Source organism: Solidesulfovibrio magneticus RS-1 (assembly GCF_000010665.1).
In the GTDB taxonomy this organism is placed as follows: Bacteria; Desulfobacterota; Desulfovibrionia; order Desulfovibrionales; family Desulfovibrionaceae; genus Solidesulfovibrio; species Solidesulfovibrio magneticus.
In genome coordinates, this window is sequence record NC_012796.1 from 2,250,044 (window position 1) to 2,277,039 (window position 26,996).

At 64.1% G+C, this 26,996-nt stretch carries 17 protein-coding genes and 1 tRNA gene; 5 read left to right on the plus strand and 13 right to left on the minus strand.

Annotation, left to right across the window (positions count from 1 at the left end; translation table 11 throughout):
- Nucleotides 1-10: 10 nt before the first annotated feature.
- From acs to DMR_RS09485, 6 genes are all read right to left on the minus strand, one after another.
- On the minus strand, nucleotides 11-2,116 hold the full coding sequence (acs, locus tag DMR_RS09460) for an acetate--CoA ligase alpha subunit (RefSeq protein WP_015860686.1): 2,106 nt from the start codon (nucleotides 2,114-2,116) through the stop codon (nucleotides 11-13).
- Between the two features lie 37 nt (nucleotides 2,117-2,153).
- Nucleotides 2,154-3,458 carry a (Fe-S)-binding protein gene (locus DMR_RS09465; protein ID WP_015860687.1) on the minus strand — a complete coding sequence of 435 codons (1,305 nt, stop codon included), beginning with the start codon at nucleotides 3,456-3,458 and terminating at the stop codon, nucleotides 2,154-2,156.
- Nucleotide 3,459: 1 nt separating this feature from the next.
- A complete protein-coding gene (locus DMR_RS09470) occupies nucleotides 3,460-4,839 on the minus strand; it encodes an FAD-binding oxidoreductase (RefSeq protein ID WP_015860688.1) in 1,380 nt (459 codons plus the stop codon).
- Nucleotides 4,840-4,860: 21 nt separating this feature from the next.
- Nucleotides 4,861-8,502, minus strand: a complete 3,642-nt coding sequence (gene nifJ, locus DMR_RS09475) for a pyruvate:ferredoxin (flavodoxin) oxidoreductase (RefSeq protein ID WP_015860689.1) — start codon at nucleotides 8,500-8,502, stop codon at nucleotides 4,861-4,863.
- Between the two features lie 612 nt (nucleotides 8,503-9,114).
- Nucleotides 9,115-10,554: a sigma-54-dependent transcriptional regulator gene (locus DMR_RS09480; protein ID WP_015860690.1), complete on the minus strand. Its 1,440-nt coding sequence runs from the start codon at nucleotides 10,552-10,554 to the stop codon at nucleotides 9,115-9,117.
- Nucleotides 10,551-13,961, minus strand: a complete 3,411-nt coding sequence (locus DMR_RS09485; protein ID WP_015860691.1) for a PAS domain S-box protein — start codon at nucleotides 13,959-13,961, stop codon at nucleotides 10,551-10,553. The genes DMR_RS09480 and DMR_RS09485 overlap by 4 nt, the downstream gene beginning before the upstream one ends.
- A 298-nt stretch (nucleotides 13,962-14,259) precedes the next feature.
- Between DMR_RS09485 and ftsY the strand changes: the two genes are divergently transcribed.
- Nucleotides 14,260-16,077 carry a signal recognition particle-docking protein FtsY gene (gene ftsY / locus DMR_RS09490; RefSeq protein WP_043600402.1) on the plus strand — a complete coding sequence of 606 codons (1,818 nt, stop codon included), beginning with the start codon at nucleotides 14,260-14,262 and terminating at the stop codon, nucleotides 16,075-16,077.
- Nucleotides 16,078-16,247: 170 nt separating this feature from the next.
- On the opposite strand, the gene DMR_RS09495 is transcribed toward ftsY, so the two are convergent.
- From DMR_RS09495 to DMR_RS09520, 6 genes are all read right to left on the minus strand, one after another.
- A complete protein-coding gene (locus DMR_RS09495; RefSeq protein ID WP_015860693.1) occupies nucleotides 16,248-16,478 on the minus strand; it encodes a thioredoxin family protein in 231 nt (76 codons plus the stop codon).
- 21 nt (nucleotides 16,479-16,499) lie between these two features.
- Nucleotides 16,500-16,823, minus strand: a complete 324-nt coding sequence (locus tag DMR_RS09500) for a carboxymuconolactone decarboxylase family protein (RefSeq protein ID WP_015860694.1) — start codon at nucleotides 16,821-16,823, stop codon at nucleotides 16,500-16,502.
- Between the two features lie 9 nt (nucleotides 16,824-16,832).
- Nucleotides 16,833-17,936, minus strand: a complete 1,104-nt coding sequence (locus tag DMR_RS09505; protein ID WP_015860695.1) for a permease — start codon at nucleotides 17,934-17,936, stop codon at nucleotides 16,833-16,835.
- 356 nt (nucleotides 17,937-18,292) lie between these two features.
- A complete protein-coding gene (locus DMR_RS09510) occupies nucleotides 18,293-19,474 on the minus strand; it encodes a putative sulfate/molybdate transporter (protein ID WP_043600404.1) in 1,182 nt (393 codons plus the stop codon).
- Nucleotides 19,475-19,612: 138 nt separating this feature from the next.
- Nucleotides 19,613-19,954, minus strand: a complete 342-nt coding sequence (locus DMR_RS09515) for an ArsR/SmtB family transcription factor (RefSeq protein WP_043600406.1) — start codon at nucleotides 19,952-19,954, stop codon at nucleotides 19,613-19,615.
- Between the two features lie 137 nt (nucleotides 19,955-20,091).
- A tRNA-Sec gene (locus DMR_RS09520) sits at nucleotides 20,092-20,185 on the minus strand.
- Between the two features lie 162 nt (nucleotides 20,186-20,347).
- On the opposite strand from DMR_RS09520, the gene DMR_RS09525 reads away from it, so the two are divergent.
- The 4 genes from DMR_RS09525 to DMR_RS09540 all read left to right on the plus strand — a co-directional run bounded on the left by DMR_RS09525 (nucleotide 20,348) and on the right by DMR_RS09540 (nucleotide 24,493).
- Nucleotides 20,348-20,833, plus strand: a complete 486-nt coding sequence (locus tag DMR_RS09525) for an L-2-amino-thiazoline-4-carboxylic acid hydrolase (RefSeq protein WP_015860698.1) — start codon at nucleotides 20,348-20,350, stop codon at nucleotides 20,831-20,833.
- A 2-nt stretch (nucleotides 20,834-20,835) separates the two neighbouring features.
- Nucleotides 20,836-22,218 carry an asparagine--tRNA ligase gene (gene asnS / locus DMR_RS09530; RefSeq protein WP_173362493.1) on the plus strand — a complete coding sequence of 461 codons (1,383 nt, stop codon included), beginning with the start codon at nucleotides 20,836-20,838 and terminating at the stop codon, nucleotides 22,216-22,218.
- Nucleotides 22,219-22,723: 505 nt separating this feature from the next.
- The gene (locus tag DMR_RS09535; protein WP_015860700.1) at nucleotides 22,724-23,722 is read left to right on the plus strand and encodes a glycosyltransferase family 2 protein; all 999 of its coding nucleotides are present in this window, start codon (nucleotides 22,724-22,726) and stop codon (nucleotides 23,720-23,722) included.
- Nucleotides 23,723-23,731: 9 nt separating this feature from the next.
- Complete coding sequence (locus tag DMR_RS09540; RefSeq protein WP_015860701.1) at nucleotides 23,732-24,493, plus strand: methyltransferase domain-containing protein; 762 nt, start codon at nucleotides 23,732-23,734, stop codon at nucleotides 24,491-24,493.
- 260 nt (nucleotides 24,494-24,753) lie between these two features.
- Here DMR_RS09540 and DMR_RS09545 read toward each other — a convergent pair whose 3' ends face one another.
- Nucleotides 24,754-26,994, minus strand: a complete 2,241-nt coding sequence (locus DMR_RS09545) for a PocR ligand-binding domain-containing protein (RefSeq protein ID WP_232502902.1) — start codon at nucleotides 26,992-26,994, stop codon at nucleotides 24,754-24,756.
- Nucleotides 26,995-26,996 lie beyond the last annotated feature (2 nt).

Below are 26,996 nucleotides of genomic sequence, written 5' to 3' on the forward strand. Positions count from 1 at the left end.
TGGGTTCGTTTTAGGCGGAAAGGGTGATGCGCACGTCGGCCACCACGGCCTTCTCGGCATTGACCAGCACCGGATTGAATTCGGCTTCGACGATTTCCGGGAAATCCAGGGCCAGCTCGGACATGGTGATGAGGATGTCCTCGATGGCCTGGAAGTTGACGGGCTGTTCGCCGCGCACGCCCTTAAGGAGCATGTAGGACTTGATCTCCCGGATGATGCCCTTGGCGTCGTCGCGGCCCAAGGGAGCCAGGCGGAAGGCGATGTCCTTGAGGATTTCCACGTAGATGCCGCCCAGGCCGAACATCAAAAGCGGCCCGAACTGGTCGTCGCGCTTGAACCCGATGATGATTTCCTTGCAGCCCTTGGGGGCCATCTCCTGGACCAGACAGCCGGCGATGTAGGCTTCGGGCCGCATGCGCTGGGCCCGGGCCGTGATGTCAAAGAAGGCGTTGCGCACGGCTTCGGCATCGGCCAGGTTCACCTTGACCCCGCCCACGTCTGACTTGTGCGAGATCTGGGGCGAGGCGATCTTGAGGACCACGGGGTAACCGATCTTGTCGGCGGCGGCAACGGCTTCGTCCGAGGAGCGGGCCAGTCCGGTGTTGGGGGTGGGCAGGTTGTAGGCGCGAAGCACTTCCTGGGCCTGGAATTCCACCACTTCGGTGGCGCCCTTGGACCGGGCCTCGTTGATGACCAGCCGCGCTTTTTGGCGGTTGCGCCGGACTTCGGGGTACTCCTGGGCCGGGGTCTGCCGCCACAGGTAGTAGTTGTACATGGTCTCGATGCTCTTGATCAGCGGCTCGGGGTAGATGGAGCAGGGGATGCCGGCGTCGGTGAGCATCTTCTGGCCGGGGCGGGTGCGCTGGCCGCCCATGTAGTTGACGAAGATGGGTTTCTTGGTCTTCTTCGAAACCTCGATGATGGCTTCGGCCGTCTCGATGATCTCGGCCGAGGCCGTGGGGGTCAAGAGCACCAGGATGGAGTGGACCTGGGGATCGTCGATGACCACTTCCAGGGTCTTGCGGTAGCGCTCGGCCGGGGCGTCGCCGATGAGGTCGACGGGGTTGTAGAGCGACGCGTAGGGCGGCAGGAATTCCTTCATGCGTTCGATGGTGGAATTTGACAGCCGGGCCATGTTGAGGCTGGACTTTTCCGTGGCGTCGGCGGCCAGGATGCCGGGGCCGCCGGAGTTGGTGACGATGCACAGGCCCGGCCCCTCGGGCAGGGGCTGGGTGGAGAAGGCCTGGGCCAGGTCGAACAGCGTGGCCATGTCATTGGCCCGGATGACGCCGGTCTTGCGGAAGGCGGCGGTGTAGGCCTGGTCCGAACCGGCGATGGCGCCGGTGTGGGAGGAGGCGGCCTTGGCGCCGGCGGTGGTGGTACCGGACTTGATCATGATGACCGGCTTTTCCTGGGTGACCTTGGCGGCCTGCTCAATGAAGTCCGCGCCGTGCTCGACGTTCTCGATGTACCCGAGAATGACCGAGGTGTTGGGGTCGGTGCGCAGGTACTCCAGCATGTTGCCTTCGTTGATGACGGCTTTGTTGCCAAGGGACACGAACTTGGAGAACCCGACGTTTTCGCCCAGCGCCCAGTCGAGAATGGCGGTGCACAGCGCCCCGGACTGGGAGAAAAACGCGATGGAGCCTTTTTCGGGGTAGCCGGCGGCGAACGAGGCGTTATTATTGTCGTGGGTGCTGATAAGCCCCAGGCAGTTGGGGCCGACCATGGCGATCTCATGCTCGGTGCATAGTTCGATCAGGCGCTGCTCCAGGGCATAGCCTTCCTTGCCCACTTCCTTGAAGCCTGCGGTGATGATGACGGCCGAGCGCACCTTGCGCTTGGCCAGGGCTTCCATGGAGGGCACGACGGCGGCCACGGGCACGACGATGACGGCCATGTCCAGGCCTTCGGGCAGGTCCTCGATCTTTTTGGTGACCGGCAGGCCGAGGATCTCGTCGGCCTTGGGGTTCACGGGGATCAGCGTGCCCTTGTACCCGGCCTCCAGCATGTTGGCCACGACCGTGTGGCCGACCTTGCCCGGGGCGGCGGAGGCCCCGATGACGGCTACGGTTTTGGGCGCGAACAGCGCGTGGATGTTGTCTTTCAAACTCATTCGGCTACCTCGCTCGCCAAGTTGGTTGTGTGCCGGATCAGCGGCCGGCCAGGGTCTCCGCGTAGATTTCCACCGGATGCCTGATGGCCAGCGTATCGCCGGCCTGTGACAACATGTCGCCTATCTGGAGCATGCAGGCCGGGCAGCTCGTGGCCGCCACCGTCGCGCCCGTGGCCACGATGTTGTCCCGCTTGCGCTTGCCGATACGTTTGGACAGGTCGTAATGCTGCAGCGTGAAGCTGCCGCCGGAACCGCAGCAGGAATCCGCGCCGTCCATTTCCTGGAGTTTGTAACGCGGATTGCAGCCGATCAGCGCCCGGGGTTCGGCGGAGACGCCCAGGGACTTTTTGAGGTGGCAGGGATCGTGGTAGGTCACGGTCACCGGCTCGCCGGAAACGGCGACGTCGGCCGGCGTAACGCCCACGTCCTGGATGAGGAAGGCGCTGATGTCCTTGACCTTGGCCGACAGTTCCTTGACCTGGTAGCGGGTCGTGGCCGGCAGATCCTCGGCCATCAGGGGCCAGATTTTCTTGATGGTGGAGGTGCAGGTGGCGCAGGGCGTCACCAGCACGTCGAAGTCGGATTCGGCGAAGACCTTCATGTTGAGGGCCACGAGCTTTTCGAAGGTCTCGCGGTCGCCCGAGGACAGGGCCGGGATGCCGCAGCAGGCCTGGGCATGGGGCATGAAGACGCCGACGCCGTGGTGGTCGCAGACCTTAAGGACCGCTTCGCCGATGCGCGGGAACATCTTGTCCACCACGCAGCCGTAGAAAAACGCGATCTTCAGGCCCGAGTGGCCGCGCGGGGTGTCGCGCTGCGTGGCGACGTCATGCAACGGCTTGTCGGCCAGGGGCGCGAAGTGGCGGCCGCCGATGAGGTCGGAGAAGACCCGGGCGCAGGACGAACCCAGCATGTCGTTGACCGGCTTGGTGAAAAGCCCCTGGAACTTGGAGGCCACGCCAAGCACGGTGTCGAAGAGCTTGGGGTTTTGCAAAAGGCCCCGGAAAATGGCTCGTTTGACCGGGGGGAGGCCGTAGTAGCCGGTCAAAAAGGCCCGGGCCTTGAGGAAGATGTCCAGGGCCTTGACGCCGCTTGGACAGTTGGCCTGGCAGGAGCCGCAGAGCAAGCAAGCGTCCAGGCGTTCCTTGACCCCGGCCGGGTCCTTGATGACCTCGTCGGCCAGGCATTCAAGCAGGGCGATCTTGCCCCGGGCCACATGTCCCTCCAGGCCAGTCTCGGCGTAGATGGGACACACGGCCTGGCACATGCCGCAGCGCATGCAGGCCACGAGCTGGTCATCGATCTGTTTGAGCAGCCCAACGAGCTGTCGCATCTCGCTCATGTTAGGCCCCCGTGATCTTGCCCGGATTGAGGATGTTCTTGGGATCCATGGCGGCCTTTAAGCGCTTGGCGTACATGATGGAACCCTGGCCCACTTCCTTGACCATGTACTTGGACTTGGCCATGCCGATGCCGTGCTCGCCGGACAGCGTGCCGCCCAGGGACAGGGCCACGTCGAAGATCTCGTCGATGGCCGCTTCCACCCGGGTGAATTCGGCGTGGTCGCGCTTGTCGGTGAGGATGGTGGGATGCAGGTTGCCGTCGCCGGCGTGGCCGAAGGTGCCGATGGTCAGCTTGTACTTCTCGGCGATCTTCTCCAGCGCCCCGACCATGGCCGGGATCTTGGAGCGCGGCACGGTGGCGTCCTCGAGCACCGTGGTCGGGCGCACCCGGGCCAGGGCCGACAGGGCGGCGCGGCGGGCTTCCCAGACCTTGTTGCGTTCGACGGCATCCTTGGCCACCTGGATGCGGGTGGCGCCGATGCGCTTGCAGATGGCCTCGACTTCGGCGGCTTCGTCCTCGACCTGGGCCGGATGGCCGTCCACTTCGATGAGCAGCAGGGCCTTGGCGTCGGTGGGCAGCCCGGCGTGGGCGAAGTCCTCGACGGTCTTGATGGTGAAGTCGTCCATGTACTCAAGGGTCGCCGGGACGATCTTGGCGGCGATGATGGCGGCCACGGTCTCCGAGGCTTTGCCCAGGTCGTCGAAGATGGCCATCATGGCCTTGCTGGCCTTGGGCGGCGGCACGAGCTTCAAGATGATCTCGTTGAAAACGCCCAGGGTGCCTTCGGAGCCGACCATGAGGCCGTGGAGGTTCATGCCGGTGACGCACTTGACGGTGCGCGACCCGGTTTTGACCAGCTCGCCGTCCACGTCATAGAAGCTCATGCCCATGACGTAGTCCTTGGTGACGCCGTACTTGAGGCCGCGCAGCCCGCCGGCGTTCTCGGCCACGTTGCCGCCCATGGTGGACACGGCCTGGCTGCCCGGATCGGGCGGGTAAAAAAGGCCCCGCTTGGCCACCTCGGCGGCGAACTTGGCCGTGACCACGCCGGTCTGGACCACGGCGTACATGTCGGCTTCGTTGATCTCGATGATCTTGTTGAGCGCACCGGTCAGCACCACCACCCCGCCTTCGGAGGGGATGGTGCCGCCGCTTAAATTCGTTCCCGAGCCGCGCACGGTCAGCGGCAGCCCGAGCTCATTGCAGGTTTTAACCACCCGTCCCAGAGCCTCGGGCGTCTCCGGACGCACGGCCAGGGCCGGGAGCTGGGGGGGAAGGACCGCCGCGTCGTAGGCGTAATTGTGGCGGTCCACCTCGCTGGCCAGGACGTTGCCCGTGCCGACGATTTCCTCGAACTTCTGGGACAGGTGGTTGCTCATCGTTTTTCTCGCTTGGCTACGTTATTTGCCGGAACGGCCTTCGTCGCACGGGTCACCGTTGCCGGGACGGGCGTGTTCGGCGGTGGAAGCGGCGGCGCAAAAGGCCGGGTCATCGCCATGGGCAGCCTCGCCGGCAGCGGCCGGCGCGTCGAAGACCGGCATCTCGGCCAGGTATTGCAGCTGCTTGAAGCGCTCCATGTAGGATTGCTCCATGGAGGCGCGGTATTTCTTGGACAGTTCGGGATGCATCTTTTCCAGGGCGGCGTAGCGGACTTCGCCGGCCAAAAAGCCCTGGAAGTCGCCGGCCGGGGCCTTGGAGTCGATGGTCAGCGGGTTCTTGCCCTCGGCCTTGGCGTCGGGGTTGTAGCGGAACAGCGGCCAATAGCCGGTTTCCACGGCCAGCTTGGCTTCTTCCATGGACTTGCCCATGCCCTTTCTAATGCCCTGGTTGATGCAGGGAGCGTAGGCGATGACGATGGACGGTCCCTTGTGGGCTTCGGCTTCGAGGAAGGCCTTGAGCGTCTGGTTCTTGTCCGCGCCCATGGCCACCGAGGCCACGTAGACGTAGCCGTAGGTCATGGCCATGCGGGCCAAGTCCTTTTTGCCGGTCATCTTGCCGGCCGAGGCGAACTTGGCGATGGCGCCCAGCGGGGTGGCCTTGGAGGCCTGGCCGCCGGTGTTGGAGTACACTTCGGTGTCCATGACCAGGATGTTGATGTCCTCGCCCGAGGCGATGACGTGGTCGAGGCCGCCGAAGCCGATGTCGTAGGCCCAACCGTCGCCGCCAAAGATCCACACGGACTTCTTGGTGAAGAGGTCGGCGTCGGCCAGGATGGACGCCTGGACCGGGTCGGCGGCGGAGAGCAGGGACTTCATCTGGTCGCCGTACTGGCGGGAGGCGGCGGCGTCGTCCTTGCCGGCCAGCCAGCCGGCCAGGGCGGCGCGCAGCGCGTCGGAGAGGCTGCCTTCCAGGGCGGCGGCCACCTTGTCGGCCAGCTTGTGACGACGCTGGACCAGGGCCATGTTGTAGCCGAAGCCGAACTCGGCGGCGTCCTCGAACAGGGAGTTGTTCCAGGCCGGGCCGTGGCCGTCGGCGTTGACGGCGTAGGGAGCGGTGGGAGCCGAGCCGCCCCAAATGGAGGAGCAACCCGTGGCGTTGGCCACCATCATGCGCTCGCCGTAAAGCTGGGTGAGGAGCTTGACGTAGGGGGTCTCGCCGCAACCGGCGCAAGCGCCCGAGAACTCCAGCAGCGGCTGGTAGAACTGGCTGCCCTTGAGGTTTTCGCGCTTGACCAGGGAACCCTTGTTCTTGAGCTTCATGGCGAAGCCGTGGTTGGGGACCTGCTCGGCGGCTTCGGTCTCCAGCGGCTTCATGACGAGCGCCTTCTGCTTGGCCGGGCAGACGTCGGCGCAGGAGCCGCAGCCCATGCAGTCCATGGGGAAGACCTGCATGCGGTAGGCCAGGCCCTTGAGCTCCTTGCCGGTGGCCGGCAGGGTGTCGAAGGACGCCGGCGCGCCGGCCATTTCGGCCTCATCGGCCAGGAAGGGCCGGATGGTGGCGTGGGGGCAGACGTAGGAGCACTGGTTGCACTGGATGCAGTTTTCCTTGATCCAGTGAGGGATGTTTATCGCCACACCGCGCTTTTCATACTGGGCGGTGGCCGTCGGGAAGGAGCCGTTTTCGGCAAAAGCCGAAACCGGCACCTCGTCGCCCTTCTGGGCCAGGATGGGGCGGATGACCTTGTTGAAGTACTCGGGTTCGTCGATGGCGGCGGCCGGGGCGTCGGCGACGCTGGCCCAGGCGGCCGGGACGGCGATCTCGACCAGACCTTCCATGGCCATGTCCACGGCGTCGATGTTCATCTTGACGATTTTTTCGCCCTTGTTGCCGTAGGTCTTCTTGATGGAGTCCTTCAGCAGGCTGATGGCTTCCTCGATGGGCAGCACGCCGGCCAGCTTGAAAAACGCCGTCTGCATGATCATGTTGATGCGCGCGCCCAGGCCGACTTTGGCGCCGATAGCCACGGCGTCGATGTTGTAGACCTTGATCTTCTTGGCCGCGATGGTGCGCAGCATATGGCCGGGAAGGTTTTTCTCCAACTCCTCGGCGGTGTTCCAGGAGGAGTTCAGCACGAAGGTGCCGCCGTCCTTGATGCCTTCCAGAATCTCGTAGGTGTTGACGTAGCTGGGCTTGTGGCAGGCGATGTAGTCGGCCGCGTCGACCAGGTAGGTGGACTGGATGGGCTTTTTGCCAAAGCGCAGGTGCGACACGGTGATGCCGCCGGACTTCTTGGAGTCGTAGGCAAAGTAGCCCTGGGCGTAGAGGTCGGTGTTGTCGCCGATGATCTTGATGGCCGACTTGTTGGCGCCGACGGTGCCGTCGGAGCCAAAGCCCCAGAACTTGCACTGCACGGTGCCTTCGGGGACCGTGGGCAGCACGCCGGCCGAGGGCAGGGACAGGCCGGACACGTCGTCGGTGATGCCGACCACGAAGTGGCGCTTGGGCGCGGCGGCGGCCATGTTGTCGTAGATGGCCTGGACCATGCCGGGGCGGAATTCCTTGGACCCCAGGCCATAGCGGCCGGTCATGAGCTTGGGGATGGAGCCGCCGCGTTCGACGTAGGCCGAGCAGATGTCTTCGTAGAGCGGCTCGCCGAGGCTGCCGGGCTCCTTGCAGCGGTCAAGGACGGTGACGACCTTGGCCGAGGCCGGCATGACCTTGAACAGATAGTCCGGGGCAAAGGGCCTAAACAGGCGGACCTTGACCAGGCCGACCTTTTCGCCCTTGGCGGTCAGGTAGTTGACCACTTCCTCGATGGTCTCGCAGCCCGAACCCATGGCCACGATGACGCGCTCGGCGTCGGGGGCGCCCACGTAGTCGAAGAGCTTGTAAGGGCGGCCGGTGACGGCGGCGACCTTTTCCATCTGGGCGGCCACGATGCCGGGCAGCACCTGATAGTAGGGGTTGGAGCGCTCGCGGCCCTGGAAGAATATGTCCGGGTTCTGGGCCGTGCCGCGCAGGTCCGGGTGCTCGGGGTTCATGGCCCGGGCGCGGAAGGCGGCGATTTTGTCGTGGGGAACCAGGGCCTTGATGTCCTCGTAGTCGATGACTTCGATCTTCTGGATCTCGTGGGAGGTGCGGAAGCCGTCGAAGAAGTGGACAAAGGGGACGCTCGATTCGATGGCCGAGAGGTGCGACACCAGGGCCAGGTCCATGCACTCCTGGACCGAGGCCGAGGCCAGCATGGCGAAACCGGTGGAGCGGGCGCTCATGACGTCGGAGTGGTCGCCGAAAATCGACAGGGCGTGGGTGGCGATGGCCCGGGCCGACACGTGGAAGACGCCGGGAAGCAGTTCGCCGGCGATCTTGAACATGTTGGGGATCATGAGCAGCAGGCCCTGGGAGGCGGTGAAGGTGGTGGTCAACGCGCCCGCGGCCAGGGAGCCGTGGACCGCGCCGGCGGCGCCGGCCTCGGACTGCATTTCGCGGATGGTGACGGTCTGGCCGAAGATGTTTTTAAGGCCTTTGGCCGCCCACTCGTCCGCGATCTCGCCCATGGTGGACGAGGGGGTGATGGGGTAAATGGCCGCCGTATCACTTAACGCGTAGGCGACGTGCGTGGTGGCGGTATTGCCGTCCATGCTCTTCATCTTCTTGGCCATGCTGCTGTCTCCTTAAAGGTTGTCGTTCGACCGAATGGGAGAAGGCCGGGTCGACCCTGCCGCATTCGCAAGTCGTGTGCCATCACGGCAAAAAGCAAGAATTCCGATGAATTGCCGACAAGATACAACCGCTCCGGGTCCAGGCGGGTCGCCGCATCCGGGAAATCGGATGGGGCTTCAGGGGCTAATAGCCTGAAATGTATGACTTCGTAAAGCGTTGCTCCAAAGGCGGTCAGTCTGGTTTTTCAGACACGATGTTTGAGTCTGGTTTTTCAGACTCAACGCCTCAGGCCGCGCCGCGCCGGGACAGGGGAGTTCAACCCCTTCCGTGCCACAGACAAGGGTTTTTGGCACGTAAAAAGGGCTGAAAATGACTTTGTTCCAAAAGTCCCAAGGAGGCGAGAAACTCTATTCAGACTTGTGTAGTCTGGAAAAGGGGACTCGGCTGCGCCACGGCGAACAATGGCAAGACGTTACGCCCAGGCGACGGCAGACCGCCGGATGAACCGGACGTCCGGGCGCGAGCCGGGCGTTTGGCAGGGGACGGCAAGAAATCGGATGACGGAATTCTGAAAACCGATTTTTGAGCAAAATTGTGCCCGATTTCTCAAGCTACTCCCCGGCCGCGTCCTGGTCGGGGACGGCCAGGACGTTTTTTTTGAGCAAGGCATAGAAGTGGGACCGCGACAGGCCGGATATTTCCACCATGGCGGCCACGTCGCGGCCGTGTTCGGCCAGCAGGCCTTCCAGATAGCGCCGCTCCATGGCTTCCTTGTATTCCTTGAGGGTGCGCCGGCCCACGGGCTCCACCGGCCGGCCAAACCCCGAGGCCAGGGGCGACACGGGCCTGTTGCAGGATTGCATCCCGCGCTCCAGGGTGGACTTGGTCACCTTGATGCGCACGTCCTGGGGCAGGTGCATGGAGTAGAGGGTTTTTTCCCGGCCCGAGGCCAAAAAGGCCCGCTCCACGACGTTTCGCAACTCGCGCACGTTGCCCGGCCAGTCGTAGGCTTCCAGGATGGCCATGAATTCGGCGTCGAAGCCTTTTTGGGGCAGGGCGTATTCGGCGGCCAGGGCGTCGGCGGCGGCCAGGGCCAGGGGTTTGATGTCTTCCACCCGGCAGCGCAGGGGCGGCAGGGCCAGTTCGATGGTCTTTAAGCGAAAGTAGAGGTCGCGTCGAAAGGTCCCGGCCTCGACCATGGCGGCCAGGTCGCGGTTGGTGGCGGCGATGAGGCGGAAATCGCTGCGCAGTTCCTCGATGCCCCCCACCGGCCGGAAGGTCTTTTCGTGGAGCACCCGCAGAAAGGTCTTTTGGAGAGACAGCGGCATCTCGCCCACTTCATCCAGAAACAGCGTCCCCCCGTCGGCCAGGCGCACCAACCCTACCCGGTCGGCGTCGGCTCCGGTGAAAGCGCCTTTCTTGTGGCCAAAAAGCGTGCTCTCGACCAGGGTTTCGGTGAGCGAAGCGCAGTCCACGGTGACGAAGGGCTTCTTGGCCCGGCCGCTGTTGGCGTGGATGAGGCGGGCGAAAAGCTCCTTGCCGGCCCCGGTCTCGCCAGTGACCAAAACGGCGGCGGAGGCGGCGGCGGCCCGGGCCACCTGGTCCAGACAGGGCTGCATGCGAGGGCTGGCGGCGATGCAGCCGGAAAGGCTCAAGGAAACCGGCGCGCCGTGGTCGCCCCGGCGCTCCTCGCGGTATTTGAGCGCCCGCTTGAGGGTCAGCATGATCTGCTTGATGGGCGAGGGCTTGACCAGATAGTCCCACACGCCTTCCTGGATGGCCAGTTCCGCGCCGTCGGGGTCGCCCATGCCGGTGAGGATGATGACTTCCGGCGCGTCGGGCAGGCGCTTGATGGCCGGCAGGGCGGCCAGGCCGTTGCCGTCGGGCAGGCGGACGTCCAGAAAGACCACGTCGAAGCTCTCGCGGGCGAGCAGTTCCATGCCGGCCTCCAGGCCGCCGGCGGCTTCGCTGGTCAGGCGCATCTTGCGCGTGAGGCTTATAATGGTGTCGCGGACCTCGGGATCGTCGTCAATGATGCAAACGGATTTCATGCGGCTATCGTCTGGGGTTTGGCGTCGAGCACCTCGCGGATGGCCGCCGAGATGATCGCCTGGTTGTAGGGCTTGAGCACGACCTTTTTGATGTTGCCGGCCAGTTCCCGGTCCTCGATGTCGCCCATGCGGCCCGAGACGAGGATGACGGGCAGGCGGGGGGCGATCTCGGCCACCTGTTTGGCCAGTTCCAGGCCGTTGGCGTCGGGCATGTCGTAATCGGTGATGACCACGTCGAAGGCGTCGGGAGCCTCGGCCAGGGCGGCCAGGGCCGGGGCCGCCCCGGGTTTGGCCGTGACCTCGTGGCCGAGTTGGGCCAGGACGCGCGGGATGGTCAGGAGCTGGTCCTCGTCATCCTCGACAAAAAGGATGCGGTCGCGGCCTCGGTTGGCGGCCGGACGCGGCGCGGCGGCCGGCGCGTCGCCCTCGTCGAGCAGCGGCAGGAAGATGTCAAAGACGGTGTGTTCGCCCGGGGCGCTCGTTACCCGCACGCCGCCTCGGTGGCTCTTGACGATGCCGCGCACCACGGCCAGCCCCAGGCCCGTGCCTTCGTTTTTCTGCTTGGTGGAGAAAAACGGATCAAAGATCTTGTCCACGATGTCGCCGGCAATGCCCGGGCCGGTGTCGGCCACGGTGATGCGGGCGCAACGTCCGGCCCGCGTTCCCACCTGCCCAGCCTGATCCTCGTCCAGGCTGTCCTCAGTCAGCCTCAGGGCCAGGACACCGCCAGTGGGACGCATGGCCTGGAAGGCGTTGGTGCACAGGTTCATGACGATCTGGTGGAGCTGGGTGGGGTCGGCCCGGCAGGCCACGGGCGCGTCAGGGGTTTCCACCACGATTTTGATGTTGCGCGGCAGCGAGGCCCGGATCAGCCCGGCCGCCTCGTTGACCACGTCGGCCACGTTGATGGGCGCGAACCCGGCCTGGGACGGGCGAGTGAAGGAGAGTATCTGCTTGACCAGCCGGCTGCCGCGCTCGCCGGCCTTGAGCACCCGGCGCAGGTCGTCTTCCATGGGATCGTCCGGGGCCATGTCCATGAGCGCCAGCTCGGTGGAATTGATGATGGAGGTGAGGATGTTGTTGAAGTCGTGGGCGATGCCGCCGGCCAGGGTGCCGATGGCTTCCATCTTTTGCGACTGGAGCAGCTGTCGCTCCAGGCTGACCTTCTGGGTCACGTCCTCGGCCGTGGACAAGACGCCGACCACGGCCCCCTTGTCGTCGTGGAGCGGCACCTTCTTGATTTCCAGCAGCACGTCCAGGCCCCGGACGTTGCGGGCGGCCAGCTCCCCGGCGACGGGGCGGTTGTGGTGCATGACGTCGATGTCCGTGGCCCGCACGGCGTCCACGTCCTCGGGGCGAAGCGGCAAGGCGGCGTCGTCGCGGCCCATGAGGTCGGCCAGGCCGTCAAAGCCGAAGAAATCGATGAAGGCCCGGTTGGCCCCCATGTAGCGCAGGGCCTTGTCCTTCCAGGAAACGAGCTGGGGGATGTTGTCCAGGACCAAGCGCAGCATTTCCTGGGATTCGCGCAGGGCCCGCTCGGCCTCGTGGCGCTTGGTCACGTCCTCCACCACGCCCTCGACAAAGGCCAGATAGCCCTCCGGGTCGGCCACCAGCCGGATGGTCACGTTGGCCGTGACCTGGCGGGCGTCGGGCCGCACGAAACGGGTCTCGAACTGGGCCGTGGCGTCCTCGTCCACGGCCGAGTCAATCAGCGCCGTAAAGCGCTCCCGGCCGCCGAAAAGCACCTCCACCATGTCGCCCCGTCGGCGCAGCAAGGTATCGAGATCGTCGACGCCGAGCATGGACAGCATGGCCGGGTTGACGTCCACGGCCGCGCCGTCGGGGGTCATGCGGAAGATGCCCAGGGCCGAGTTTTCGAAGATGCCGCGGTATTTCTCCTCGGCCAGGCGCAGGCGCTCGGCGGCACGCTTGAGTTCCGAGACGTCGTAGAGCACGCCCACAAGCCCGGCGATCTGTCCCTTGGCGCTTTCGTAGACGGCCCGGTGCAGGATGACCGAGTGGGGCGTGCCGTCGGCGGCTTCGATGTCGGTTTCGGCCATGCGCACGCCGGGTTCGCGCAAAAGCCCGGCGTCTTCGGCGTCAAGGGCGCGCGACAGCGGCGAATCGGCCACTCCGGCGCAGGCGTCCACGGTCCGGGGATCGTCGCCCGCGCCGCAAAGCGCCCGGAAGGCCGGGTTGCAGCCACGGTATTGCCCGGACTCATCCTTATAATAGATAGGAATGGGGATGGTGTTGACCAGGGTTTCCAGGAACGACACCTGATCCTTGATTTTTTCCTCCACCGAGCGGCGGCGCAGGATGTTGGTCACGAGCAGGACCATGACGTAGCACAGGATGAGCAGGCTGATGATGATGGTCCAGAAGACCGCGATGTTGATGTGGTAGAAGGGGTAAGGTTCGTTTATGAGCGTAAAGCCGGTAGGCAGTTTGTCCGTGGTGATGCCCAGGCGCAGCATCTCGCGGAAGTCGAAGATAAACGTGTCGTTGGTTTTTGAGACGATGGGCAGCTCGGCCACGGGCGTGCCGTGCAGGAGCCTGTCGGCCATCTCGGCGGCGATGCGGCCTTCCTCGAAACCGCTGTGCAGCCGCCCGCCGACGATGCCGTGGCCGAGCATGAACTGCCAGGCGCTGTAGATGGGCACGTCGGAATTGGCCCGGATGGCCGAGAGGACCTCGTTGACGGAATAGACGTCCTTCTCGGTGTCCTTGTAAAAAGGGATGAGAAAGATCATGGCCTCGTCGGACAGATCGCGGACCCGGCCGAGGATGCCGGTCAGCGTCAGGTTGTCCTCGTATTCGAAGGTGAGCCGGCCGGCGAAGTCCGGCTCCACGGCCCGCAGCTGGTTGCCGATGGCCACGCCCGTCACCGAGGTGTCGCCGAAGATGACGAGCTTGTCGCGGCCGGGATGAAAGCGCAGGGCCAGTTCCAGGGTGGTCTTGATGTCCGGGTTTTCCAGGACGCCGGTGAAGTTGGGGTGGCCGTCGAGCCAGGCGGGCTTGAAGTCGTTGACGCCGCAAAAGACCACCGGCGTGCCGGGAAACAGTTCGTCGTGGTATTCCCGCAGGAAGTCGAAGGCGTAGTTGTCCGAGGCCAGGATGACCTCAAAGCGGGTGTTGCGGTACTTGAGCTTGTAGAAATCGTGGAGCATGGCCCGCAGCACGGGGTCGGCGTACTTTTTCGAGTCCATGTACTCGATTTGCAGGTCCACGTTGAAGTCCGAGGCGGCGAAGGCTTCGCGCACGCCGGCCAGGATCTCGTCGGACCACTGGTAGCCGTTTTGGTAGGCATTAAAAAACAGGACGTTCTTGCGGATCTTCTCAGCCCGGGCAGGGCTGGCCAGAACCAGCAGGAGCAGGGCGAGGCAACAAAGAAGCCTTCGGGCCATGGGGACTCGCGAGGGAAAAAGTGTCGGGCCGCGCGGCCCGGGGAATGTCGTTTCCGAAGTTTGTCATGGCCGGCCCGGAAGTCAAGGCCTTGGCCCGGCTCCCCTTGGCGGCGACGGATTGGGTGCGGATTGCGGCCTTCGGCCCAGGCCGCCGCTGTGGCTACAGCGGGAAAGGATGTCGCCACGCGTGTCGCCACGCAAGAGTTGCTTCCAGGGAGCCTAAAAGTTATACTTTTTGGCCGCGCCGTCCGGCGCGCCCGGTTTGCCAACCCCCTTTCGCACAGAAGGACCACGCCCCATGGGTTTTTTTTCCAAGCTCAAGAAATTCTGGACGGCGGACAACGCCCCGGAAGCCACGGTTCAACCCGCCGCCGAAGCTCCGGCCGAGGCTTCTGCTCCGGTTGACGAAGTCGCGCCTGTCGCCGCCGATGCGGCAGCATCGTCTCCGGCTGCCGAGCCGTCAGCCCAGGTTGCCGCTCAACCCGCGACCGATCTTGCACCACTCGCCGCGCCGGAACCGGCCGACAGCACGTCCCAGCACGAACCGGCCTCCGGCCGGGAACCCGTTGCCGCGCCCCAGACAGCGGCCCCGATGCCGCATCACGATGTAGTCGATGCAGAGCCTTCGTCTGAAGACCGGCCGGCCCCCCAGGCCGAAGCAACGCCGGCCATCCAGCCTGACGTTCCTGCATCCGAGGCCGAACCGCTGGCCGGGACGGCCTCGACGCCGCAGCCGGAACCCACGTCCGAACCGGCTCCCGAGCCTGAATCGAAGCCGGCTCCCGCCCCCGAGGCGCAGGCCATCGCCGCCGTGGCCGAACCCGTTGTCTCCACGCTCAAGCCCCAGCCTGTCGCCGCGCCCGAACCGACTTCCGTCGCCCCGGCTCCGGCCGCCCCCGCCGCAGCCGAGGACGCGCCGTGGCGCAACGCCCTGGTCCTGGCCCTGCGCCAGGCCGAACCCAAGCTGTCCGTCTGGCTCGACGTGCTGCTGGCCGACGTGGACGTGGCCGGGCCGGTCCTGTGGGAACGTCTGCGCTTCCTGTTCGAAAGTCTGGAAGCGCCGAGCGCCGAGGCCGACGCCTTTGTCGCCAAGTTCGCCGACTGGGTGGCGGTCATGGAGTACGACGAGGTGGAGCTGTTCCGCTCCGAACTCCAGTACCGCCTGGCCCTGGCCCTGGACCTCGAAGACGAGGAAGACGAGCGCAACCGGCTTTTCCTCAAGCTCTCCGAAGGGCTGGCCAAGACCAAGGAACAGATCGTCAAGCGTATCGACGGCCTGCTCGGCCGCCATGCCGTCATTGACGAAGCCTTTTGGGAAGAACTCGAGGAAATCCTCATCATGGCCGACGTGGGCTTCGAGCCGGCGGCCAAGCTGCTGGACGCCCTGCGCGACAAGGTCAGAAAGCGCGGCACCACAGATCCGGCCGTGTTCAAGGATATCCTGCGCGAGGAGCTGGCCGAGATTTTCCGCACCCCCAAGACCATCAAGGCCATCAATCCGCCTGAAGTGGTCATGATGATCGGCGTCAACGGCGTGGGCAAGACCACTACCATCGCCAAGCTGGCCCACCGCGACATGATGCGCGGCAAGAAGGTGCTCATCGCCGCCGGCGACACCTTCCGGGCGGCGGCCATCGAGCAGCTGCACATCTGGGCCAAGCGCGTGGGCGCGGACTTTTACAGCAAGGGCGCCAACGCCGACCCGGCGGCTGTGGCCTTCGAGGCCATGGACAAGGCCCTGGCCGAGGGCTACGACGTGGTCTACCTGGACACGGCCGGCCGGCTGCACACCAAGACCAACCTCATGGAAGAGCTGCGCAAGATCCACCGGGTTGTGGGCAAAAAGCATCCGGGCGCGCCCCACCGCTCGGTGCTGGTGCTGGACGCCACCACCGGCCAGAACGCGCTGTCGCAGGTAAAGCTTTTCGGCGAGGCGGCCGGGGTGGACGAGATCATCCTGACCAAGCTCGACGGCACAGCCAAGGGCGGCGTGGTGGTCGGCATTGCGCTGTCGTTCTCGGTGCCCATCACCTACGTGGGCCTTGGCGAGAAAATGGAAGATCTGCGGCCCTTTGACGGCCAGGATTTCGCCCAGGCGCTGCTCGGGGTGGAATAGCGGCGCAGCCCGCATTTCCCCACGGACAAGGGCCGCGCGGTCTCGGCTTATGCCGAACAACCACGCGGCCCTTATTCCCGCTCCCAGCCCCCTTTTAACCATTCGGGGGGTCTGGGGGCCTCAGGCCCCCAGCCGCCGGAGGCCTCTTCCCTCTTCTCTGCTCTCTTGTCCTACCCAATCCACCCTTCGATTTCCTGGCGCGTGGGCATCTTCCCCGCCGCCTTGACCGCGCCGTCGATGACCAGGCCCGGCGTCACGAAGACGCCCAGCATGGCGATCTGCTGCAGATCGGTCACTTTTTCCACGGTCGCGTCGCAGCCCTTGGCCGCCACCACGTCCTTGACCAGCTTTTCCAGCTCATTGCACTTGGAACACCCTGTGCCGAGCACCTGAATCAACATGGATTGGCTCCTTGTCGGCGGCTATTTCTGGCAGCCGCAGTCGATTTTTCCGGCCACGATGTCGGCTACGTCGCCCAGCACGTCATGGGTCCAGCAGTCGTCGGCGCCGGCCGCCTCGCGCATGACCAGGGCCAGGATGTAGGCCAGCTCCTGCAGGCTGGCTCCGGCGTCCAGCGCCCCCTTGAAGTGCTTGAGCACGCAGGGCTTGGACCGGGCCTTGACCGACACCGCGAAGCAGATGAACTGGTAGGTCTTCTCGTCGATGAGCCGCTTCTCGGCATACAGCGCGTCCATCTCGTCGAGTTTCGCCGCAAACTCCGGGAACAGTTGGGCCAGGAAACGCATACAAGTCTCCTACAGGATCAGGTTGAAGACATAGCCTACAATGAGGATGCCACAGCCGACAATGCCGGCAAACGCCAGCAACAAAGGCGGTTTGAGGACCTTGCGCAAAATCACCATCTCCGGCAGCGACAAGGCGATGACGGCCATCATGAAGGCCAACACCGTGCCCAGGGCCGCGCCCTTGGACAGCAGCGCCTCCACCACCGGCACGATGCCGGCGGCGTTGGAATACATGGGAATGCCGATCAACACCGAGACCGGCACCGACCACCAGTTGGTTTCGCCCATGATGCCGGCCATGAAGCCCTCGGGCACGTAGCCGTGGATGCCGGCCCCGACGCCGATGCCCAGAAGCACCCATTTCCAGGTGCGCCCCAGGATGTCGCGCACGGCCTGGATGGCGTAATCGATGCGCCCGTCAGGGGTAAGGTCGGTGGTGGACGCATCGCCGCCACCGGCCCGGATGGCCAGCACCCAGTCCTCCACGTAGCGCTCCAGATTGAGCCGGCCAAGCACCCAGCCCGAGACCACGGCCACGGCCAGCCCCATGGCCATATAGAGCGCCGCCACCTTCCAGCCAAGCAGGCCGTAGAGCAGCACCACCGCGATCTCGTTGACCATGGGCGCGGACACGAGGAAGGAAAACGTCACGCCAAGGGGCACGCCGGCCGAGACGAAGCCAATAAACAGCGGCACGGCCGAGCAGGAGCAAAAGGGCGTGACGATGCCAAGCAGCGCGGCCATGACGTTTCCGGCGGATTCGCGTTTGCCGGCCAGGATGCGGCGGGTGCGCTCGGGCGTGAAAAACGAGCGGATGATGCCGACGCCAAAGACGACCAGGGTCAGGAGCATGAGCACCTTAGGCGAATCGTAGAGGAAAAACTCGATGGAATCGCCGAGGTGCGACCCGCGTGTAAGGCCCATGACGTCGTAGGTGAGGAATTTCGAGATGCCGAGCAGCTTGCCGTAAAGATAAAACCAGGCGGCCAGGCCGACGCCCCCCAGGACCAGGCGGCGCGGCGAGGGCCACACCCGGCCCGTGGCCGCCACTTGTTCCGGATCGGTCCCGGCGCAGGCGCAGGCAACTTGTACAGCTTTTTCATCGTGTTGCATGGTTGAAACTCCCGGCCGGAGGCGGCCATGATTTGCTATTTGGTCAAAAGGCAAAATAGCAACATTGCCAACGGCCGGCAAGTGGGATTTTGCGGCTCTGTTGTAGGAAAATGGGAGAGGGGAAACGAGACGACGACGGGCGGTGGGAAGCGGACGAGGCGTCGCCGCAACGTCGGCGGGCTTGGCCTGCGACTCGCCACAATAGATGATTTTCTTGGCTTTCCAGTGCGCTAGCGGGATCCTTGCCCGAATTCCGCGGCACCACGGCGAGGAGGGAAAAGAGCAATCGGACGGCAGGGAGCCCGCGCGTCTAGACCGGGCCGGGGAGCGTTCCCCGGCCCGGCATCACCGCCGGCCTAGAGCTTTATCCACTTGCGGCGCAGGGCGTTGTCGAGAATGACGCCGACCACGAAGGCCACGCCCATGTGCCACATGGCAAATCCCGCCACCACGATCATGGTGTAGAATTCGTCGCGCTTGTTGCCGATGTCGCGCACGGTGACGGCCAGTTCGGCCCCGGCCAAAAAGAGGATGACGCCGAGGATGGATGGCGGGAACATCTTGAAGATGACGGCCACGGACTGGCTGAAAAAAAGTGCGATGACGATGACGATGGACCCGAGGATGACCAGCGACCCGCCCGTGCGCGCGCCGAAACGCACGTGACCGGCCATGCCGCCCGCGCCGTGGCACATGGGCACGCCGCCAAACAGCGGCGAAATGATGTTCATGACGCCCTGGCTTATGCACATGGTGCGCTCGGTGACGGGCCGGTCCGGGAACAGCTCGTTGTTCTCGGCGGCGATGGCCACCACGGCGTTGCCCAACGTTAGCGGTATCTGCGGCAGGGTGAACAGCAGCGTGCCGGTGACGATGTCGCTCCAGGTCATCTGGTGCAGGCCGAATTCCGGCAGCCGAAAGCCGATGCTCACCTGGGTCAGCTCCGACCACAGGGCCGGATTGCCGATAAGCGCGGCCACGACGCCGATAAGCAGCAACACGAACATGGCCGGAATTTTCGGATTGGAGAGCAAGATAATGGTGACGGTCAGCCCGATGCCGGCCAGCACCGGCTCGGCCACCATACGGTGGATGCCCTCCACCACAAACGACATGCCAAGGCCGAGCATGATGCCGCGCACCACGGGCTTGGTGGCGAGCTTGGCCACGTAGTCGATGGTGCCGGTGAGGCCAATGATGAGCCAGAACAGTCCGGTGGTCAGGCCGGAACCGAAAAGCGCCGCCGGGCTGATGCCGCCGGCCACGGCGGCCGCGCCGATGGCCTTCATGGGCTGGATGGGAATGGGGGTCTTGTAGAACAGCCCGGCCGCGATCTTCCAGGCGCCGAACATGAAGAGCAGGCCCAGGGGATCGATCCCGAGGATGGTGATATAGGCCACGACAAAGGGAATGAGTGTGCCAATGTCGCCAAACGCGCCGGCCCATTCCATGTGATCGTAGCGGTTGCGGGTTTTTTCGCCGGCCGCCTGGCCGGGGGCCGTTTCCAGAACCTCTTGTGCCTGCGCGCCGTCGTTCATGGTGGTGCCGCCTTGTTGCACGGTGTGGAGGCAAGCCCGCCGGGCCGATCCGGTCCGGGCCGGTATCCTATCTTCTATGACACGGATTTTAGAAAATACGTGTTACCAAGGCAAGATAAAAAAGTCCCACAGGCCTCCTCAGCGACCGGAGTGCTGACGCAAGTCTTTGAGATAAATGATTTGTTCTTCGATTTGTTGCGCAAAGAAATGTTCAACGCAGGACAGGAAACCCGTGACGCAGCCCAGTCGTAGGGAATAATAAACGCTGGTTCCCCGGCGTTCGTCGGCCACGATGCCGGCTTCTTTGAGGATGCTTAAATGCTTGGAGACCGTGGAGACGTCCGAGCCGACAAGATCGCGCAACTCGCACACGCAAAGCGCGCCCCGGCCCAGAGCTTCGACCATGAGCAGGCGGCTGGGATGTCCCAGGGCTTTGAAGACCTTGGCCCGTCGGGCCACATCGGCAGGCGGTTTGGTCATGGGGCTCCTAAAACTCTCGGCTCTCGTCATAGGTACGGACCTGCCGCCAGGATACCGGGGCAGGCGTTGGCCAGAAAACCATAAGGCAGGGACAACGTGGACTGAAAACCACTCAGGGGGTTGGAAATAACCTGCAATGGCGGAAGCGTATAGGAGTCGAACCTACCTGCGACCTCGCGACCGCACACCGGATTTGAAGTCCGGGCGCCACACCGGTGACGAAACGCTTCCACGTGAGCCAGGATCTGTACCACCTTTTAGCCCTGGTTTCAATCCTTGCCCGGGATTGCTCCCGCGTGGCAGCGGCGTCACGACGGTTGTGGTCGGGCCGGGCGTTGTGGCAAAAGAAGGGTTCGCGCCCGCCGGATTTCTTCCGGGCGCTGGAGCAACCCCATGAGCGCAACGATCCCGTCCGAAGTCACCTTGCTTGAACGCCGCCGCATTGAGGCGGCCATGCTGGCCGACGTCTACGCCGTCCTGGTCGAACGTATGGGCCGCGCCGCCGCCCTGGCTGTCATCGAGGACACGGTGGCTCGGGCCGCCAGGGCCGCCGGCCAAGCCTTCGCCGCCCAGGCCCCGGGCGGGCCGAACCTTGCGCATTTCGCCACGGTTTCGGCCATTTGGCAACGCGGCGGGGCGCTTGAGATTGTCAACGAACAGCGCGACCCCGGCCGCGTGTCCTTCGACGTCGCACGCTGCCGCTACGCCGAAAGCTACCGGGAAATGGGCCTGCCCGAGGAATTGGCCGTACGCGTGTCGTGTCTGCGCGACGCCGCCTTTGCCGCCGGCTACAGCCCCTGTCTGACCCTGGATCGCCCGGCCACCATCGCCTCGGGCGCGGAAAAATGTCCTTTCACCTTCACCTGGAATGACGCATGAGCATACGCCGCACCACCGTCAAGGCCGCCCTGGAAAGCCCGTCCCCCTGCCCCGAAATCCGCGTCATGGGTTGGGTGCGCACCCGCCGCGACGCCAAGGGCTTTTCCTTTCTCGAATTAAACGACGGCTCCTGCCTGGGTAATCTGCAGGTCATCATCGACGACACGGCCGAGGGCGCGGATCTGGTCAAAGCGCTTGGCGTCGGCGCGTCGGTGGCCGTCACGGGCGAACTGGTGGCCTCACCGGGCAAGGGCCAGCGCTACGAGGTCCGGGCTGCTTCGGTCTCGCTTCTAGGAGCCGCTGACCCGGAAACCTATCCGCTCCAGAAAAAACGCCATTCCGACGAATTTTTGCGCACCATCGCCCATCTGCGCCCGCGCACCAACAAGTACGGCGCGATGCTGCGCATCCGTGCGGCCCTGGCCCACGGTATCCACGACTATTTCGCCAAGGAAGGCTTCGCCCTGGTCCACACCCCGGTCATCACCGGCTCGGACTGCGAAGGCGCCGGCGAGATGTTTCGGGTGACCACCCTGGGGCCCGAGGCCGCCGCGCTGCCGGTGGCCGAGCGCCTGAGCCAGGATTTTTTCGGCAAGGAAGCCATGCTCACCGTCTCGGGGCAGCTCTCGGCCGAACCCCTGGCCTGCGCCCTGGGCCGGGTCTACACCTTTGGGCCGACCTTTCGGGCCGAGCATTCCGACACCTCGCGCCATGCCGCCGAGTTTTGGATGCTCGAACCGGAGATGGCCTTCGCCGATCTTGAAGACAACATGAACCTGGCCGAATCCCTGGTCACTCATCTGGTGCGGCTGGTGCTGGCCGAATGCGCCGAGGACTTCGGGCTTTTCGCCAAGTTCGTGGACCCGACCCTGCCCGCCACCCTGGAGAATCTGCTGGCTGAGCCCTTTGTGCGCCTGCCGTACGTCGAGGCCGTGGACATTCTCACGTCGTGCAAAAAGGCTTTCCAATATCCGGTGGCCTTCGGGGCCGACCTGCAAAGCGAACACGAGCGCTATCTGGCCGAGGAGCACTTCAAGCGCCCGGTCATCGTGTATGACTATCCCAAGGACATCAAAGCTTTTTACATGCGCCAAAACGACGACGGCAAGACCGTCGGGGCCATGGACGTGCTCGTGCCGGGCATCGGCGAACTGGTTGGCGGCAGCGCCCGCGAGGAACGTCTGGACCGGCTGGAAGCCCGCATCGCGGAATTGGGCCTACCCCTTGAGGCCTATTGGTGGTACCTCGACACCCGGCGCTTCGGCACGGTGCCCCACGCCGGCTTCGGTCTCGGGTTCGAACGGTTGGTCATGCTTGTCACCGGCGTCACCAACATCCGCGACGTCATGGCTTTCCCGCGCACCTGGCGGCATCTGGAGTTCTAGGTCCGCGTTCTTGATCAAAGAAGCGGTGAGGCGCTTTTCACTGGCGGACGATCATGGTTTGTCTGGTTGCGCCAGCCTTTTTAATGGCTCACGGCGGCCGGCCGACGCGTCTCCCGGCAGACGCGGGACGTGATGGCGAGGAGCAAGACGCAAAAGCTTCCCAGTGCGAATGACCTCCCGAACGCAAACCACGGCGGCCCATCTTTCCTTAGGGGAAGGATGGGCCGTTTTATTGAGGCGGCAAGGGATGTTGGCTGCGCTGCGCGAGCTGCTTCACATGCTGCCCCGAGGACTGAACAAGGAGGCGAGCGTAGCGGCGCAGGTCCGTCAGAGAGCATGGCGGGTGTCGGTGGGCTGGCCACGAGGGCAAGATATGCTGGATTGACCGTGTTGCGTTGTTCCGAATTTTTCGTTATGAAAAGAATTTAAGATATTTTGTCATGCAGCTTGCGTCGCGGCGAACTGCGGACGGGGTAGATAGAAATGCTGTCATCGGGAGCGACGAATGGATACGGTCGAGTTTTCCCTTGTCGTGCCCTGCTATAACGAAGAAGATGTATTGCCGCATTTTCAAGCGGAAGTTATTCCGGCTCTTGATGCGGCCTTAGGAGCCGACTGGGAGATCGTTTTTGTAGACGACGGCAGCCTGGATCGTTCACGCCAGCTCATTGTCGGTTTGCATTTGCACGATCCGCGCATAAAAGGCGTGTTTCTCAGCCGTAATTTTGGTCACCAGGCAGCGGTCGATACAGGCCTTAGTCATGCCAAGGGACGTTTCATCGGCGTGATGGATTGCGATCTGCAAGACCCTGTTCAGGTCTTGTTGAACATGTACGCCAAATGCAAATCCGGGGTGGATGTCTGCTACGGCGTGCGGGCCAGACGCGAATCCCCCTGGCTGCTCAAGTTTTTTTACTCGTTTTTTTACTTGATCATGCACAAGGTAGCCACCCACGACTGGCCCCGCGACGCCGGCGACTTCTGCGTTGTCTCACGCAAGGCCCTTGATGCGGTTCTCGCCTTGCCGGAAAACTCCCGGATGTTTCGTGGGCTGCGTTCCTGGGTCGGCTTTAGACAGCTGGGGTTGCCCTACGACCGGCCCAATCGTCGCTCGGGAAAAAGTAAATACAACCTCCGCAAACTCATTGATCTGGCGCTACTCGGCTTCGTCGGCTTCACCGATTTTCCCCTGCGCTTCATTGGCGTTTTTGGTTTTGCCGTGGGCCTGTTTGCCTGCCTGCTCATGTTCTTCGTGGTGCTCAACCGATTTTTTCCCCAGTTTTCCCTGTTCGGCTACTGGGTCGGCGTCAGTCCCGTGGCGACGACAATTCTGGTTATCTTCTTGTTTTTTATGAGTATTATTTTCGTTTTCCTGGGCGTCATCGGCGAATACATCCGAGTGCTGCTACAGGAGGTAAAGGGTCGTCCCTTTGCCGTTGTCGATACGACGGTGGGCGATGTCGCCAGGCCGGAAGCGCCGGTCAGAATCAAGCGAAGGGAGTAAGCGGCCGCAATGCGAAACATTGTCCATCTGTCCGAGGCGTTGCCCGTCAATATGACCGATTATTGGCATGACATCGCCAGCCTGGAGCATTTCTGGGTACGTCGTCGCCTGGAGGTCTTTCGCGCCCTGGCCGGCCAAACGGCCCGGGACATGGGACCGGCGGCCGACATCGGCTGCGGCCGTGGGCTTTTGCAAAGCCAGTTGGAACGGGAATACGGTCTGGCCGTGGACGGCTTTGATCTCGACGAAAACGCCTTGGCCCACAACCTGAGCACGTCAAGCGGCCTATACGTCTACAATATCCACGACCGTTTGCCCGAGCTGGCGGGGAAGTACAAAACGATCTTCCTGTTTGACGTGCTGGAGCATGTTGCGGATGAACTGGGCTTTTTAGAGTCCGCCTTGCATCATCTGCGGCCCGGCGGCCTGCTCTACGTCAACCTGCCGGCTTACCAGCATCTCTTTTCCGCCTACGACACCATGGCCGGCCATTTGCGGCGCTATACCCTGGCCCAGGCCGAGGATCTTGGCCGCAGGGCCGGCCTGCGGCTGGTCAGGTCAACCTATTGGGGCGCGCCGTATTATCCGCTGCTGGTCGTGCGCAAGTTTCTGCTGCGGCTCAAAAAAACGGAAAGCGACATTGTCGCCACGGGGTTTGACGCCAAAAGCGATAGGCTCAACACGGCCCTTGGCTACCTCGGTCGGCTGGAGCCGCTGCCCCAACGCCTGTTTGGCACCTCCGTCATGCTGGCCTGGCAAAAGACGCGGTAACGTCTCCCTGGCCGGTTGGATTGCGCCGCCCAGGAGTGGCCGGTTTGGCGACGCAAAGACCGCCGTGTCGTGGCGGCGGGTGGTGATGAGACTTGGCTGCGTGTTTTCGCCGCGAGCCCGGACCTCTTGCGCCGCTTGAACGTCGTGGCGCCCGACAACGTGCAACTCGTGTGTCTTCGGCCGGCGCCCCGACCTTTTCCGCAACCTGCCCAGTGGCTGCCCGGACCCGTGGGGCGTCGGTCCGTGCCCGCTTCTCGGCGTTATAACGCCGGGTCGCAGACCGTTTCCAGACACTGCGCGGCCATGGGCAGGCGCACATGAAAGGCGCTGCCTTCGCCGAGGCGCGACTCGGCCCAGATGCGGCCGCCGTAATGGCGCACGATCTGGCGGCAGATGGCCAGACCCAGGCCTGTGCCTTTGATGGTCGGGCTGACGATGGTGTCACCGCGCCCCACCTGATGGAACCGGTCGAAAATGGATTCGAGCTGATCGGCCGGAATGCCCACGCCCTGGTCGCGCACAGTCATGAGTACAGCCTCGGCTTCGGCCCGCACCTCCAGGACGACCTCGCCCCGTTCGGTGAATTTGACGGCGTTTTGCAACAGGTTGGCGATGACCTGCACGAGTTGGTCAGGGTCCATGAGGAGCGGCGGGGCCGAGGTGTGGGCGAGGAAACGGAAGCGGATTTCCGGGCGCTGGGCCAGCAGCCCTTCAATGGACTGCACGGCCTGGTGCAGCACCGCCACAGGATCGATGCACTGATCGCGCCACTGCATATTGCCGGATTCGATGCGGTTGAGGTCAAGGACGTCGTTAATCAGGCGCGTGAGGCGTTCGGCCTCGCCGTAGACCACGCCGAGATTGTGGGCGATGCGCTTGCCCCGGGCGGCCAACGCGGGGTTGTCTCCGGCCAACGGGCTGAAATGCTCGCCAAATTCCCGACCGATGAGCTTGGCAAAGCCCAGGATCGAAGTCAGCGGCGTGCGCAGTTCATGGGAGACGGTGGAGAGAAAGGCCGATTTGAGTCGGTCGAGTTCACTCAAGCGGATGTTGGCCTCGGCCAATTCCATGGCCTGTTCGCGCAGTTCCCGGGTGCGTTCTTCCACCTCCTCTTCCAGGCGCTGTCGATGGGCTCGCAGTTCCGCCTCAACGGCCTTGACCGCGCTCAAATCCGAGAACATCCCGAGGGATCCGGCGAAGTTTCCGTGTTCGTCCTGCAAGGGGCTGGCGGAGATGAGCACCCAGAGCATCGTGCCGTCGCGGCGCTCGATGCACTGCTCGAACACGTCGCTGAAGCCGTCCCGGCGACGTTGCTGTTGCCGGGCGGCCCGCTGCTGGCTTTCCGGCGGCAGGAACTCGGTCAGATTGCGGCCCAACAGCTCGTGGGACGCATACCCCAGCATGTCGGCCATGCGTTTGTTGACGAAGGTGGTGTCGTAGTTCACGTCGTAGACCCACACCCCCTCGTGGGCGGTTTCCACGATGCCCCGGAACATGGCCTCGCTCTGGCGCAACGCCGCTTCGCGCCGCTCCCGGTCGGTGACGTCGCGGATGGCTTCGATGGCCCCGTTGACTTGGCCGGACTCGTCGTAGAGGGCTACGGCCTTGGCCCAGACATGGCGCAGGCCACCGGGCATGGCGGTCAGGGTGACCTCGGCGATGATTTCGCCAGGAGCCATGTCGGCGACCTGATAGCGCGGGTCGGGCATTGAAACGGCCCCCCGGGCATAGTCCAGAAGCAGCGGGGTGGGCTGGCCGTAAAATGCCGCGCCGTAGGCAAAATCACCCTTGCCGAGCATGTCGGCGGCGGCGATGCCGGTCAAGCGCTCCAAGGCCTTGTTCCAGAAGGTGACCCGGCCGTCCCGGTCCACGGCAAAGGCGGGGTCTGGCAGAAACTCGATGATTTCCGAGAAGCTGCGATCCCGGGCCTTGATGCTGGCCTGAGCTTGGCGCAGTTCGTCAATGCGCCAGGCCTGCTCGAAATTGGCCACGGCCAGGGTCGAGAGGTGGTTGGCGAAGTGGTGCAGGGCCTGGCAGATTTTTTCAAACCGGGCCAGGGGCATACGCGGCACCTCGGCCAGGGCGGCCCGGAAGGCCGCCTCATCGGCCCCAATTTCGCGGGCATAGGCGGCCATGGCTTCGAGGTCGGCCTCTTCGTCCAGGACCTGGCCTACCAGCCAGTTGGCGATGTGGCGTTCGCCAACATGGATGGCCGTGCCGCCGTCGAGGAGGCCGCCGCTCAGGCAGCGTCGCACCATGGGGCCGCCAGGCGTCCCCTGGCCCAGGCAGACGTCGGACCGGATGCAGTTGGCAAGGCCCTTGGGCGTGCCACGAATAACTTTGGCGCACAGGGTGGTGAAATTGCTCGGCCGGGTCAGCGGTCGGCCTTGGGGATCGGTTATCAGCGAGGCCACGCCCGAAGCAGCGGCAAAAGCGTCCTGGATGCGCTGGATTTCCTCAATGTGGAATAGATCCTCGAAACGAAGCCGGGTCGAATCCACGG